Annotated in this window: 8 protein-coding genes and 1 riboswitch; of the genes, 6 read left to right on the forward strand and 2 right to left on the reverse strand. The window is 58.5% G+C overall.

Going from position 1 to position 15,575, the window contains the following annotated elements:
- Positions 1 to 146 precede the first annotated feature (146 nt).
- Together AB4Z24_RS21385 and AB4Z24_RS21390 are read left to right on the forward strand one after the other, a co-directional pair.
- The gene (locus AB4Z24_RS21385; protein WP_441711493.1) at positions 147 to 1,592 is read left to right on the forward strand and encodes a carbohydrate porin; all 1,446 of its coding nucleotides are present in this window, start codon (positions 147 to 149) and stop codon (positions 1,590 to 1,592) included.
- A gap of 713 nt (positions 1,593 to 2,305) precedes the next feature.
- Complete coding sequence (locus AB4Z24_RS21390) at positions 2,306 to 7,405, forward strand: autotransporter domain-containing protein (RefSeq protein WP_441711495.1); 5,100 nt, start codon at positions 2,306 to 2,308, stop codon at positions 7,403 to 7,405.
- A gap of 188 nt (positions 7,406 to 7,593) precedes the next feature.
- Positions 7,594 to 7,654: riboswitch (Fluoride riboswitch) on the forward strand.
- 299 nt (positions 7,655 to 7,953) lie between these two features.
- Here AB4Z24_RS21390 and AB4Z24_RS21395 read toward each other — a convergent pair.
- On the reverse strand, positions 7,954 to 8,730 hold the full coding sequence (locus tag AB4Z24_RS21395; RefSeq protein WP_441711497.1) for an outer membrane protein: 777 nt from the start codon (positions 8,728 to 8,730) through the stop codon (positions 7,954 to 7,956).
- Between the two features lie 194 nt (positions 8,731 to 8,924).
- Here AB4Z24_RS21395 and AB4Z24_RS21400 point away from each other — a divergent pair, with 194 nt between their 5' ends.
- The gene (locus AB4Z24_RS21400; RefSeq protein WP_441711499.1) at positions 8,925 to 9,890 is read left to right on the forward strand and encodes a helix-turn-helix domain-containing protein; all 966 of its coding nucleotides are present in this window, start codon (positions 8,925 to 8,927) and stop codon (positions 9,888 to 9,890) included.
- A 435-nt stretch (positions 9,891 to 10,325) separates the two neighbouring features.
- Here AB4Z24_RS21400 and AB4Z24_RS21405 read toward each other — a convergent pair whose 3' ends face one another.
- Positions 10,326 to 10,622, reverse strand: coding sequence for a hypothetical protein (locus AB4Z24_RS21405; protein ID WP_441711501.1), 297 nt, complete (start codon positions 10,620 to 10,622; stop codon positions 10,326 to 10,328).
- Positions 10,623 to 11,395: 773 nt separating this feature from the next.
- On the opposite strand from AB4Z24_RS21405, the gene AB4Z24_RS21410 reads away from it, so the two are divergent.
- From AB4Z24_RS21410 to AB4Z24_RS21420, 3 genes are all read left to right on the forward strand, one after another.
- On the forward strand, positions 11,396 to 12,235 hold the full coding sequence (locus AB4Z24_RS21410; protein WP_441711503.1) for an alpha/beta fold hydrolase: 840 nt from the start codon (positions 11,396 to 11,398) through the stop codon (positions 12,233 to 12,235).
- 523 nt (positions 12,236 to 12,758) lie between these two features.
- Positions 12,759 to 14,207, forward strand: a complete 1,449-nt coding sequence (locus tag AB4Z24_RS21415) for an APC family permease (RefSeq protein ID WP_441711504.1) — start codon at positions 12,759 to 12,761, stop codon at positions 14,205 to 14,207.
- 66 nt (positions 14,208 to 14,273) lie between these two features.
- Entirely contained in the window at positions 14,274 to 15,518 is a 1,245-nt protein-coding gene (locus AB4Z24_RS21420) for an SfnB family sulfur acquisition oxidoreductase (protein WP_441711506.1), read from the forward strand.
- Positions 15,519 to 15,575 lie beyond the last annotated feature (57 nt).

Here is a 15,575-nt window from a genome sequence, read left to right on the forward strand (position 1 = left end):
CGGGTGCACAAGTTACTCGAGAAATTAATCGACTTTGAGGGTTGGTGGCCGGTCCACTCCCGATCATCTGGGGCAGCACCAGACGACAGTTTCGCCAACCCGATCGCCGTTCTGGTGGCAAAATTTCGCAATAAGGGGATTGCGACGTGACTCCTCGCATGATCGATTGGGAGCTAACGCGGACCATCGTTGCAATTGGCATGCGCTTGCAGCGACTGTGGGGGCCTCAGCTTCTTGCTGCGACCGCGTCTTTGGCGTCGGGGATTTTCGCGGCGAATCCCGCCCTTGCGGATGACGCGAAGAATAGCCCGGACGGCATCCCCACACCCTCTATTGCCACAAGTTTGCCAGCCAACGGCGACCCGACAGGCGCCCGCAAATGGCTAGCCCAGCGTGGAGTCAATTACGGCGTCATTTATACCGGCGAAGCGCTCGGCAACGTGTCCGGGGGCGTTCGGCGCGGCGCGCTCTATGAGGGCAAGCTCGAAGGTTTTGTCGATGTAGATTTGGAGAAAGTCGCTGGCATATCGGGGCTGAGTTTTTTCGCCAATGCGTTCCAGATCCATCAAACGTCAGGCCCACGCGACGATCATTTTCAAAGCCTGCTCACGATAAGCAACATCGAAGCGACGCCGTCGACGCGGCTTTCTGAGCTGTGGCTGGAACAGAAGCTCTTCAACGACCGCTTTAGCATTCGTTTTGGCCAACTCGCCGCAGATGCGGAATTCTTCATCAGCGACGTCAGTCAGGTATTTATTAGCAGCGATTGGCCGCTGATCACGGGCGCCAACTTACCCAGTGGCGGGCCGGCCTATCCCCTGGCAACGCCCGGTGTTCGATTGAAGTTCGAGCCAACCGAGAATTGGACGGCACTGGTCGCGCTGTTCAACGGCGACCCCGGCAATCAGGCTACGGTCAATCGCCATGGGACCAACTTCCCAATCGATGATCCGCCACTTCTGATGGGCGAGCTACAATACCGCTACAATCAGGTGAAGGATGCCAAAGGCTTGGCTGGAATTCTGCGCCTTGGCGCATGGCAGCACTTAGGGCGGTTTGAGGACCAGAGATTCGACGACACCCATCTCTCGCTCGCGAGCCCGTTAAGTAGCGGCCGGGCCCGCATGTTTCGTGAAACGAGCGGTATTTACGGCATCATCGATCAACAGATCTATCGGCCCCAAGGGGGAGATGCAAACAGAGGAATTAGTGTGTTCGGCCGTATCGCCGGAACTCCATCAGACCGCAATTTGGTCGACTTCTATCTCGATGGCGGTATCGTATTCTCGGGCATGCTGCCGAGCCGACCAGATGATAAATTCGGTGCTTCGTTCCTCTACGGGCACATGTCGGATCGTGCGCGGGCCCTCGATCGCGACACAATCGCTTTCACCGGAGTCGACCAGCCGCTTCGAGATTATGAGCTGACTTTCGAGCTAAACTATCAGTCGCAGATTGTGCCGGGCTGGACGGTGCAGCCGTTGTTTCAATATATCGTGCATCCTGGGGGAAATGTTCCGAACCCCACCGCGCCAGCGTCAGCCATCCCGGACGGAGCTCTTTTCGGCGTGCGCAGCACTATAGCCTACTGACCAGGCTAATGGCCTTGATGGAGGCGGGCGGCAAGGACGTCGAAGAAGCCAAGCTGAGCCTTCTTAAAATGAGAGAGCTTATCCATGGATGGTCGGGGGCGTTCAGCGAGTCGACGACATCAAGCCGATACTTAGAGAATATCGGCGCGCATTCAAATTCTTGAGATGATGAAGATGAGAACTTTTGCATCATCTTTAAGGTTGATCGATAGCCGATCCGGTACACTTCCGATGGACTATTTCCTTCTTAGCGACGGTCAGCGGAAGACGGCCCGACCGAGTAACGACGCTACTTTGGGCCAATAGCGGCCATCGTAGACAATCCGTCAGAACGGCCGCTCAATCCCACAAACGACTTCGAAGCCGTTATCGATGTGAGTGACGCGAAGAAGAATCCCGCTGAACAGCTGCCGTTCGCGAGGCGGCCCAACGGTAGTCAATGACCCTAAGTGTTGTCGTTTGGCCGTGCTCCGCGGACTTCTTCGATTGCGGCCATTGAAGAGGAGAATCGTCACAAATGCTTTATGCAACTGTCCTAGTTAGCCCGCCGGTTTGGGGCGGAGAGTTGGTAGCGAATGTTGTTTTCAGTCGTGGGGTTGGTGCGTTCAGTCGCGTGCGTTAGCGGATATCGGAAGTCTCAGGGGAGCTTGCATCGGCGTTTCAAGTTGTTGTGCTCCGCGTCGGTCGCCGCTCTTATTTTGGCCGATCCAGGCGTGGCGGGGCAGCTCCCTGCATCGGCCTTTCAGAACTACGACGCGAGCGTAGCTGCGAGCATTGCCGCCGGGCCAACCGCGCTCTACACGGTGCGGGTCAACGACATCCTACCGACGCAGGCCAATCTGGGTTTTGCGGAGATCGGCAAGAAAGTCTCCGCCTATGATCTGCTAACTCCGTCAGGGCTCGCCAATGATTTGCTGACGGGCGGCAGCATCGAGCCGGTGGTTATTGGCCCTGGCGGCAAGCTTTATCTGACCAATGGCCATCATACGTTTACGTCGCTGCAACAGTCGATATACGGCGCGTCGAATCCGCTGGTCTATGTCAATGTCATCGCGAACTATTCAAATCTGACCGAGGCCGAGTTCTGGGCCAAAATGCAGGCCAGCAATTTTTTGCTGCCGCTCGATAATGGCGTTGTGACGCCTGTCGATCCGCTCACCGGGTCCCCGATTCCATCGGCGCTCTCCGGCATGACCAACGACCCCTATCGGGGACTGGAATATGGAATTCTGAAGAACAAGAGTTCAAAGCTGTTTCCGACGGCTGCGAACGTCACCGGGGCTGTCGGCTCCTCGATTCCCGGTCTCGACAAGACTGCCGCCTACTACTCCGATTTCATTTGGGCGAACGCTTACCGCAACGCGAACAACGGACTTGGCCTGCCGTATCTGTCGCCGGGCGACATTGCGCTTGCGACTCAGTGGAATCTCAACGGCGCCAATGTAACGAAGCTTCAGCAAGGCGGCACGGACGTCACCGTGGCGCAGCTTCCGGGTTACATTCTTTCGAACAGCCTCAATATCTCGAGCGTCATCGACACAAATACCGTCAACAGTGGCGTGCTGGATGGCAATGGCGGATTCACCGGCCTGCGTGGTCTCGATCTCGGGACCGTAACCATCGGCACACCAGCTTCAACGACCGGCTTCATCCTGCAACTTGGGGCCGATCGCGGCGGCACGGTCACGCTGTCGGGCAATAACACTTATGCCGGCGGCACCACGATTCTCGCGGGCACGCTGGTTGTCAGCAGCGACACCAACCTCGGCGCGGCAAGCCCGTCGAATCCGGCCATTTCGAGCATTCACACTGCCGACGACGTGCGCGCCGCGAACGGCATCGTTTTCAACAGCCTCAGCGAGGGCAACGGAACGCTGCAAATCAACAGTTCGATGACGTTCGATCGGCCAATTGGTGTCGGCGGCGAAACCGCGATCATCAACCCGAACGGCAATACCGTCACGCTGGCGGGGATGATCGTTTCGCTGGACGATAACGCCAACGGTTTCTCCGACCTCACCATAGCGAAAACGGGAGGCGGAACGGTCGTTCTTGCCCCGACTGCAGGCAGCAATCCCTATTTCTACGGCAACTGGATCATCTCGGGCGGCACGTTGCAGGCTTCGAGCGATGCGGCGTTGGGCAATACGACCGGTCCCGCCTATACAATCGGCCAGATCATCCTCGACGGTGGAACCTTCCAGGCGGGCGCCTCCTTCAATTCGGTTCGCAGCCTGGCGCTGACCGGCAGCAGCACCTTCGACACCAACGGGTTCGCGACCTCGTTCGCCGGCTCGCTCACCGATGTGCAACGCAAGCTTACCGTGACCAACAGCAGCGCGAACGATGGCGCGGTGACATTCGGTTCGCTCAATATCAGCGGCACGAACACGACGAACGCCACCGGCGCGACCTCCACCTTGGCCTTCAAGGCCGGGGGCAGCGGCCATACGACCGTCAACCTCACTAACGGCGTCACCCGCACAGACCGATCGACACTCTTCATCCAGCCAACGTCCGCGACGTCGCTCGGTGCGAGCGAATTCGTCTTCTCTGGAGTTGGAACATCGTCTCTGATCAACGGTCTGGCTCCGGCCTGGATGATTTCCGACAGCGGCGGAGCGAATGCTTACGATTTCCTGACCTATAGCCCCGTCAAAGGCTACATCAAGGCCACCTATACCCAAGTCGGTTCTGGTTCTAGTTCGGGCATTCGCGCCGCGACGGCGAGCGATATCGTCGAGCAGACCGGCAATGCGACGCTCGCGAAAAATGCGGCGGCCTATGCGCTGAAGGTCGATTCCGGGAATACCATCACGGCGACCGGCTTCACGATCACGCTCGGCAACGGTGTCGATCCGGCCGGCCTGATCCTCGGCGGAAGTGGCAGCAATACCTCCGGTATCTCAGGCGGCACGCTGGCTTTCGGCGGCAGCGAAGGCATCATCTACGCGCGAAGCACCGCGGGCACTACAGGCAATGTGATATCCTCGACGATCACGGGCACGAACGGACTGACCCTCGCGGGCCAGGGGATGCTGACCCTTGCCGCGGCATCGCCGGGCCTTTCGGGCGCCGTAAACATCGATTCCGGCACCTTGAATCTGACCGCCGCCAACGCGCTGCTGAACGTCAGCAGGGTGAACTTATCGAACGTCAAGAGCAATCCGGCTGCGGCCAGCCTATCGATGTCGGCCAGCAATGCCTTCGCCTCGCTCAATAGCGGCGGCAGCAACAGTTCGATCACGGTCTCCGGCGCGAACACCGTGCTGACCATCGGACAGATCGGCAACGCCAATGCAGCGCTGAATAATTTGGACTCGACGATCTCCAGCACGATTACGGATACTGACGTCGCTACCGGATCGACGGCGATCGTCAAAGCCGGCACTGGCATGCTCGATTTGTCCGGCGCCAAGCTAACCCTAACGACGGGCAGCAATATCGCGGTGAACGCCGGCACGTTGCGAGTCGGCGGATCGTCTTTCACCAATACGAATAACATCGTGACGGTGGGTGGAAGCGAGGTGCAGTTCGCGTCGAATGCGGGCGGCATGTTCGCAGGCAACATCACCGGCGGCGGCACGATGCACCTGATCGGCGGCACGCTGCAACTGACGGGAACCGGCAACAACTATTTGGGGGGGACAATCGTCGAGCAGGGATCGATCCTCGATCTTACCACTGCGAATGTTTCAAGCGGTAACTCCAATATCGTCAATGCCGGCGGCTTGGTCGTCTTCGATCAGGCAACCAATGGCACCTATAGTGGCGTTATCAGCGATGGCTGCCAGATGATGCTGGCCTGCACCACAAAGCTCTCCGGCAGTCTCGTCAAAGACGACAGCACTGGCGGCAACACGGGCAACGTCACGCTCGGCGCGGTGCAAGCCTATACGGGTGGCACATTCATCGAGGCCGGCACACTGACGCTCGGTTTGGCGGATGTGATTTTCTCCAGTTCAGGAGTTGACCTCGGGCGCGTGGGCGGCGGCGCGACGGTAACCCTCGCGCTTATGGCGGACAATACGATCAAGGGGTTGATGAGCGAGAAGGGCAATACGACGACGGTCGAGATCAACGACAAAACGCTGACGATCAACACCGCCAATGGCCAAGCGTGGGATTTCGGCGGTGCGATCACTGGGTCAGGCGGGTTCGTCAAATCGGGCGCAGGAGTCCAGATCCTGAGCGGCGATTCCAGCGGTTTCACCGGCGCGACGAATATTGTGAATGGGACGCTTGTCGTTGCCGGTTCGCTCGGCGGCTCGGTGGACATCTGGACCGGCGGGCGCCTGCAGGGCATCGGCACGATCGGCAATACCGTCGTCAACGGCACGATCGCGCCCGGCAACTCGATCGGCACGCTCAACGTCGCTGGCAACATCACCTTCAACCCAAACTCGATCTACGAGGTCGAGGTAAACGCAGCGGGAGAGTCGGATAAGATTCTCGCATCGGGCACGGCGACCATCGACGGCGGCACGGTCAAGGTTCTTGCGGGCACAGGCAATTACGCGGCGCTGACCCCGTACACGATCCTCACCGCCAATGGTGGGCTTTCGCCCAACAGCGCTTTCGACGGCGCGACCTCGAACCTCGCCTTCCTCGATCCCTGGCTCAGCTACGACACCAAAAACGTTTATCTGACGATGGTCCGCAACAACATCGACTTCGCAAGCATCGGCATCACGCCAAACCAGATCGCCACCGGCGGTGGCGTGGAAAGCCTCGGCTTCGGCAATCCCGTCTATAACGCGGTGCTGAGCCTGTCGGCCGAACAAGCGCAGTATGCCTTTGATCGGCTCTCGGGCGAGATCCACGCCTCGGCGAAGGCGGCGCTCATCGAGGACAGTCGCTTCATCCGCAATGCTGTCAACGACCGCATGCGCGCGGCCTTCGACGACGGCGCGGGAATCGGCGGCACGGTCGTCACCTACGAAAACGGCGAACCGCGGGCGGTCGCAGCCAACACCAATCGCTTCGCTGTCTGGGGTCAGGGTTTCGGCTCCTGGGGTCATACGCAAGGTGACGGCGACGCGGCGCGTCTCAATCGTTCGACCGGTGGTCTCTTCATCGGCGCCGATGCGCCGGTGTTCGACACTTGGCGCTTCGGCGCCGTGGCTGGCTTCAGCCGCACCACCTTCAACGTGAAGGACCGCAACTCGTCCGGCTCGAGCGATAACTACGATGTCGGCGTCTATGGCGGCACGCATTGGGGTTTAGCGGGCGGCGATCTCGCCTTGCGTACCGGTGCGGCCTACGCTTGGCACGACATCTCAACATCGCGGGGCGTGATGTTCCCCGGCTTCGTCGACAGCCTCAAGGGCGACTATAATGCCGGTACAGCCCAAGTCTTCGGTGAATTGGCCTACGGCCTCAATGCAGGTTCTGTCCAGTTCGAGCCTTTCGCGAACCTCGCCTATGTGAGCCTGCAGACAGACGGCTTCACCGAGCGGGGCGGTGCGGCAGCACTGACCGGCGCTTCGGCCAGCACCGACGCAACCTTCTCGACACTTGGCCTGCGCGGCACGGCGGTATTCAACTTCAACGGGGTAGGCCTCATCGCCAGGGGTGCGGTCGGCTGGCGTCATACCTTCGAAGATGTGACGCCGCTCTCGACAATGCGCTTTGCTGGCGGCGGCGCCTTCACCATCGGCGGCGTTCCGATCGCGCGCGATGTGGCGGTGCTAGAGGCGGGTCTCGATTACATGCTGACGTCGAATGCGACGCTCGGAGTCTCCTATAACGGTCAGCTTGGCTCCGACTCAACCGACCAATCCGTCCGGGCCAACTTCGACGTGAGATTCTGAAAGTCTTTTTGGAAATCAGGTATGGGCGCTCCTTCATAGAAGGTCAGCGCCCATGCTGGCGAGAATCGTGACTTAAAGCTTCGGAACTTGCCTTAGCATCATGTTCATGACCGCAGTCTTCCTAAGGTCGCGTGCTGAGCAGGCGCATCCGTGAGGACGTTCGCGTACGGCGCACTTGAGTATTTTCGTTGTGAGATGGGGATGTAGTCCCCCGACAATCGCCGTAAGGCTGATGGCTCCTACCGAGTGCTTTCGACGTGCCTTCGTGCTTTCGGCATATGCTGTTGGCACACTCTTCGATCAGACGCTCAACCCAGTGGACGTATTACGGGTAATGAGTCCGGCTGGGTCGTGGGCGGCGGGGCCGGGCCAGACCAGTCTCCGGCGCAGGCGCTCGATGCGACGAGGCCCGATACGACGAGGACGGCGGCAAGCCCGGCGGGTGCTGCAGCAAAGCAATTTGTTGTCACTCGTGTGCTCCATCGAGCTGCCTAGGGCAAACTCGGACAGGCAGCTCACTCTTATCGGAGCGAGCAGGAATAGTTCGCCTAGAATTTGTAATTGATGCCTGTGCGGACGATATGGCCGCTCAGCTCATCGGAAGCGGTAAAGGCCGCTCCCGATGCTGAATCCAGAAACCCGTAAGAGATCCGGCCAAGATCGTAGTAGAGATATTCGAATTTGACGCTCCAGTGATCGGCAAAGGCCTGCTCCCATCCGCCGCCTATCGTCCAGCCCGTGCGCCACTCCTTCACCGCGTTCGAAGCGCATAGGCCGGCGACGTTGCCGCAATTGGTCGTGCTGCTGAAATCATTGATGCCGACAACGCTGCTCGAGGTTTCGGCCTGACCAAAGGCCAGACCTCCGGTGACATACAGCAGCGAGCTATCCCAAGGGGTAAAGCCGAGGCGGCCGCGCAGCGTCCCGAATGCGTCGAGTCTGGATTGGGTCGCGCTCGCAAACGTGACCGGGAATGCGTCCACCGCTGTTGAAGCATCTCCCTTCAGCGCAGCGGCCGAAATATCCGCCTCAATGCCGAAAACGTAGCCGGCGGTCTGATAATTGACGCCCACTTGCGCGCCGCCCAGCAGACCTGATCCATGAATATCCTGAGATCGCGGAACGAAGCCCCCGACAAAATAAGCGTCGCTGAACGCGTTACCCGATCCGAAATCGACGGGACCGGGCTGCCATCCATATCCGAGGTTTCCGCCGACATAGAAACCGGCCCAGTCATGGACGGATGCTTTGGCCTGCAAATCAGCCGCCTGCGCGGCCTCGCATAGGATGGCGAGCAAAGTCGCAATCGTAATTCTTAGCAGCACAGTCCCCTCCCCGCTTATTGGAAAAGGCGTACTCGGAGTCGGCGGTGCGCTCTTGGACTGGGCGCTCCAACGATCAGGACTGCGCGCTCCTTGGCTCTTTTCGAACCGATTGTTATAATTGGGCTACATGCAGTTGGTTGGCCACCGAGCCGACGTAACGATTGACGAGCATCGCTGGCTGGCTGTCGAAGATAATGCAACGGATCATTTTTGATGCAGCCGGATTGCCCGGCGACGAAGGCCAACGCAAGGATCAATGGATCGAAAATCTCTCCTCCGGCTATGTGCGGCTGAATGCTGATCCTGATGTGAGCGTGCCGTTCCGGGGCTCGCTCAGAATCGCGGCTCTCCGCAACGTCGCCGTCGGCACCATTCAAGGCACGGTGAAAGCCATCACCCGGACAGGACGGGAAATCGCGCTGGAGGATACGGATAACATCGTGCTGCTGTGTAACGCAGGGAAACAAGCGATACGCATCGTTCAGGGCGCGGGGGTTGTTGATCTCAGCGAGGGATCATCGGTTTTGATCGAACAGTACCGACCATCCCAAATTACTGCTCCGCACGGGAGCTGCCGTTTGCTGGCGCTGCAAGCGCCCCGTGCGTGGCTACGCGCGCGCCGACCGCTTGTGGAATCCCAAATCATGAAACCCATCGGCCGACACTCCTCGGCGCAGGACCTTGCGAAGGCCTACGCCGGAATTCTGCTGCGCGATGAGGGAAGCGAGCATCTTGAAGGGTATGCGTCAGACCATATAGCCGACCTGATCGTCGCGATTGGCTCATCATCTCAGGAGCCGGTAGAAACGCGCGGCGTGCGAGCGGCACGTTTGCGCGCCATCAAGGATGACATCGCCCGCCATCTCGGCTCGCCTTCTCTTTCGGCGTCCGAGATCGCTTCCCGGCAGGGCATATCGCCGGCCTATCTGCGAAAGCTCTTTTTTGCGAGCGGTACCAGCTTCACCGATTTCGTACTCGGGGAGAGGCTCAGCCGGGCCTATCGCATGCTGCGTGATCCGAGGCTCGCCTCCCACCAGATCGGCACCATTGCATTCGATGTCGGCTTCAGCGATCTCTCCTATTTCAATCGGACCTTCCGGCGTCGCTACGGTGCAACGCCTTCTGAGGTGCGGGCGAGCTCCCGCGACAAGGAGATATAGAGCGCCTCCGGAAAAGGGATGCCGCATGTGCGACAGCGACGTGTATTGGGCCGTTCCTGGATCGGAGTTGATCGCTGAACTTTCGCGGCTCCATCCGGTCAGTTCTGAAACTATTGGGCTTCAGCGATGGGGCCCAACTAGACTCCCGCTTTGTTGCCGACAACCCCGATCGCGACGCCGACTACGGCTATTCCCTCTCTCGATCGCTTCTGGAACGAGTTCTCGGCGACGCCAGCACGCTTTACCGAAGCGGCGCGTGAGCATTATGCGAAGCTCTACGCGCTGCCCGGTGCAATCTATTCTGGTTCGCCGAGAAAGCGGACACCCACCGTCGAACGCGTTAGACGTCCTGGTGCGTCAGCACGGCGGCCGCAATGCCATCTCAAGCAGACGTCCATCAAATGACGCGAAGGGCCACTAACCGACATCACATAGTTAGCACGCAGCGATCGCTTCCTGCCACCTAAAGGGGCTAGAGGAATTTGCGGCTATTCGGGCGGATTGCTTCGAAAATCCGAATGGCGATTGCCGTTCACGCCTGAGCCGGGGGAATATGCCGTGGATCGCGTTTTCGAGTTGAGCGATGATTTTGAGAGCGCTTGAACGCATCGCAAAGATGCTGGGACTAGGAAAATTTGCCGTGTCGGCCAAAAACTTTTTCCGGATCTCTATCGCACGAGAGTTGCCAACAAGAGCTTGCTTCGCAACTTCCAGTTCTTTGTCGTTGCTCATGGCTTGTCCGGGCGTTACAAAATAGAACAGCCGAGCGTCTAAGTTCGTCTCACGAATGCAGCGCTCGTGCTGCGGTTTCTCTCCTCCAATGCTTTTCGCCTTCGCTATGCTGATTTTTCACCTTCCACATTTTTCACAATGTAGTCTGACAAAACCCGTTCCAGAGATGCGTTGCACCCGAGAAAAAATGATTTGAACGACAGCGGCGAAACCGAGTATCGCGGAAGAAGGGAGATTTGGATCGGCAAGAAATCTGCGGGCCTACCTGATGTCGCCGTACGACCCAAAACTCTATCCCACCGAAGCCGATATTGATCGTGCCTTTCACCTGTAGCCGCGCGGCAATGATTGGATGGCCGTTACGTTGGCGCACATAGAACAGCGTTATCCCGATAAATTCGCTGTTCCAATGTTCAGACATTGACTGCCTGACATCTGGTGGTCGCATATCGATTTTATCGGAATAAAGTTCCCCACATCCGTGCCCATGCTTCGGAGAAAGAAGTGAGTCCGGCGCGTCGACGGCGTCTCTCGGGCGGCACCACGAGCGGGCCAAACAGGGTCGAAATGCGATAAACATCGAAGAAATTCTTCGTTACCTATAAGGGCACCCCGCAATACCCTAGCTGCGCCACAACCCGCGCTGCGTCGATCTCCGACTCGGCGACGCTAACCAAATGACTTGCGTCTCACGAGAGCGGAACACCGGCTTCGCTTTTCTCGAGCGCCGCTATCTTCATCACCGATCAATTGGAACATAGAGGAATAAATTGATGCGCTTCTTCGCGCTCGTATCTTTGGGATTGGCCATAACGACGCCGACGCTTGGGGCGGAAAAATGGGAAGCCTTGCCGCCGACACCTGCTCCCATTGCCACGGATCGCGGCGGAGAAATTGCGGCCAACGGCATCAAAATCCACTATGCGATCTACGGCCAAGGTTCCCCTGTCGTCTTCCTGCACGGCGGTCTCGCCAATACTGATTATTGGGGCAACCAAGTTCCCGCCGTTGCCGCACACCATACCGTCATCCTCATCGATAGCCGCGGCCATGGCCGCAGCACGCGCGACAACCGTCCTTACGGCTATGACCTAATGGCCGACGATGTTGTGGCCGTGCTCGACGCTCTAAAGATTCCCAAGGCAGACATTGTCGGTTGGAGCGATGGCGCCATTCTCGGAATCGATCTTGCTTTGCGGCACAAGGATCGTGTCGGCAAAGTCTTCGCCTTTGCAGCGAATACCGTTACTTCGGGCGTCAAGGAGGGCGTTGAGAAGAATCCAACGTTCGCAGCATACATCGAGCGTGCCGGCCACGAGTATGAAGCGCATTCCGCCACGCCAAAAGAATACAACGCCTTCGTCGATCAGATCAGCAAGATGTGGGCCGAGCAGCCAAATTGGACCGATGAGCAGCTAAAGTCGATCGTAACGCCGATCCTCGTCGTTGATGGCGATCACGACGAAGCCATCAAGCGCGAACATACTGAATATATCGCGGCGACGATCCCGCATGCAGGCCTCTTGATCCTTCCAAATGTCAGCCATTTCGCCTTTCTGCAGGATCCGGCTCTCTTCAATTTCACGGTGCTCCACTTCCTGGACGGCCAGTGAGGCAGTCGGAAGGTGAAAGCCTTCGCCGCTGAAACCGGACGAGCTCTTCATCAGGCCGTTCGTGAAACGAACTGACGTTAAGACAAAACTTTTGAGGCATATGCCGAAGCCACATGGCCTGGATTATCTGCCTCACTGCCTTTGCCTAGACAAGCGTTAGTGCGCACACAGCCGATTCCGGATCGGCTTTTGAAAGAGGCCCGAATTGGCGTCGCCCGACAACTAAGGGCGACGCCACGATGCGATACACGTACCGCAATCGGAATTCACGGCCGCTCATATTCTTCCATGTTTTTCTTTGTTCGCCTCCTGGCTTGAAGCCACGATTATCGCCGCGAACCGCGGGCGGCTGTTTCGAAGGCGTTCGTGGGTTCATGCGTCATCTTTTTATCATTCGGTGTCCCTTCGACCGATTCCGGTTGGCACTGACTGAACACGGGAGGTGGTCAGTCCTCGCCCTTCAGCGCCGGCGACAGATGACCTCGGCACGTCAAGAGACAAGGCCAGAGAGCAGGAGATATCCATGGTCAGCACGTCGCCGGAGGTCGCATCTCATGCGATCACTCCGGGCAAGGGACTAAAAAGAAATTATCTATCGTTTTCCGAAATCGTCGCCCAGTCCATCGGGACCATTGCACCGTCCGGCACGCCCGGCTTGGTCATCTCGGTCGTCTTTGCGACGGCCGGCAACGGCACGTGGCTCGCGTACGCCTTTGCGACGATCGCACTCCTGATTGTCGCATTCCAGATCAACGTCTTTGCGACACGCGTCGCAACGCCTGGGGCTCTCTATGTATATGCCGGACTTGGGCTCGGACCTTTTCTTGGGGTGATTTCGGGATGGGCGCTGCTCATCGGTTATGTGTTCACAGCCGCCGCCGTCATCAACGGCACCGTCTACACCTCATTGGCGGTCTTCCACTCTCTCGGGGTAACGACCCTGGATACGGTGCTTAACTATGGCATCGCGGTCATTGCTACGTTTGCGGCCTGGTGGCTTGCATACCGCGACATTCGCCTCTCCACGCGGACGACACTCGCCATCGAGCTCACCACTATCGTGCTCATTCTTGCGCTCGTCGCAGGCTACTTTATCCATCGTCAAAGTATCATCGATGAACCCCAGCTCCACTTGGAGGAAGTCGATTTCGATAAGCTCCGGCTAGGCCTGGTGTTGGCGTTCTTCAGCTTCGTAGGCTTTGAGAGCGCCGCCGTACTCGGTGCCGAGGCGAAGGATCCCCACCGGTTGATTCCGCGGTCGGTTATCGTCAGCGTGATCGGTGTCGGCTTGTTGTTTATTATCGCTTCCTACGGCCTGACCTCGGGCTTTCGAGGCGCCAATCCGCCGTTGAGCACGGCCGAAGCACCGCTGACGACGCTCGCGAACACCTTCGGAGCGGGAACGGTCGGGTTTCTCGTATCCATCGGCGTAGCGTTGAGCTTCTTTGCCTGCATTCTGGGCTCAATCAATGCTGCGGCGCGTGTGCTTTACACGCTGTCGCATCACGGCCTCTTCCATCGCACGGCCCGCTCAACACACGCGACCAATAGCACGCCTCACATCGCCGTAACGCTCGTAGCCATCATTGCCCTCGTTCATGCTGTTGCATTGACGTTCGGCGGGTGGGGGCTACTCGATGGCTACGGTATTCTCGGCTCGATCGCGACCTACGGGTTCCTCGTCTCGTATTTCCTGGTGTCGCTTGGAGCACCGCTCTATCTCCGGCAACAGGGCAGCCTCAAGTTCTACCATGTTCTCTCCTCTGCGGCTGCAATCGTGCTGCTTGCCGTCGTGCTGGTCGGCACCGTCTATCCCGTACCTGCGTGGCCCTACAATATTCTGCCCTACGTGTTCCTGGGGCTGCTTGGCGTAGGCGTCGCTTACTTCCTCCTTCAGCGCGTGATCGCTCCTGACCAGCTCGTCGCCGTTGAGAACGACCTGCTCGGCACTCCCCCTGCAGTGAAGGGCTGAGAAAGTCAGCGCGGTGACGTCCTTGGCGACGTCGCCGCGCGCTCCTCAATCAGGAAAGAGCAAACCATGACCGAACTGCAATCGACCGCGAGCTTAACGAAAACATCCTTGCCCATTCTCGAGGAGCCGAAAGGCGCTCACGTCGTCGCCAATGCAAATGAAGCAGTCGAGGTTGCGAAACGCTTTGCCGCAAAAATTGCGGGTTCCGCCAGCGAACGTGACCGTGAGCAGCATTTGCCAGTCGTCGAGATCGTCGAATTTACCCAGAGCGGGCTCTTGTCGCTCAACGTCCCCAAAGACTATGGAGGGCCCGATCTTTCCTATTCGACGATCGCTGAAGTGATTGCCATCGTCTCAGCAGCGGATCCATCCCTCGGACAGTTGCCGCAAAGCCATATCGATTTCGTCGATACGCTTAGAACGACGGCAACGCCCGAACAGAAAGCCGAATTCTTCCCCGCCATACTCGCAGGCACCCGTACCGGCAACGCTTTCTCCGAACTCGGAAGCCGCACCGCTGCCGATTTCGAGACGAAGATCACGAGACGGGGCAATGACTATGTCGTCAATGGCAAGAAGTTCTATTCGAGTGGCGCGCTTCTCGCCCACCTTGTCCCCATCACGACGGTCGATGCCGAAGGCAGGCTCTATATTGCTGTCGCCGACCGCTACACTCCGGGTCTTACTATCATCGACGATTGGTCGAGTTTTGGCCAAAGGACAACAGCAAGCGGCACTGTAATCATCGACAATGTCGTACTTCCTGCTTCACGTGTCATTCCGACCTATGCGGCGCAGGATAGCCCAAGTGCGAACGGCGCGGTCTGCCAGATCATTCACGCCGCCGTCGATGCCGGGATTGCTCGCAGGGCCATCGACGATACCATTGCGTTCGTCCACGATTCCGCTCGTCCCTGGATCGACAGCGGCAAAGGGAAAGCAGTCGAAGATCCTTACACGATCTCCGATATCGGCGATCTCAAGATCAAGCTGCACGCGACGGAAGCCTTGCTCGCGCGGGCCGGGCGCGTCCTCGACGAGGCCGTGGCCAATCCAACCGCTGAGACCGTCGCGGCGGCATCAATTGCGGTGGCCAAAGCCAAAGTCCTGTCGACCGACGTTGCACTTCTCGCAGCGAACAAGCTGTTTGAGCATGGCGGCGCGCGTTCGACGCTTCTCAAAAACAACTTCGACCGCCATTGGCGCAATGCCCGAGTTCACACCATCCATGACCCGGTGCGTTGGAAGTATCCGATCATCGGCAACTACCACCTCAATCACGTACTCCCGCCCCGCCACTCGTGGATCTAGCTACGCGCCAACGCGGGCGGAGGACGCACAAACGACAAGCCGTTCTCACCACGATGC

Source organism: Hyphomicrobium sp. 2TAF46, assembly GCF_052114865.1.
Classification (GTDB): Bacteria; Pseudomonadota; Alphaproteobacteria; order Rhizobiales; family Hyphomicrobiaceae; genus Hyphomicrobium_B.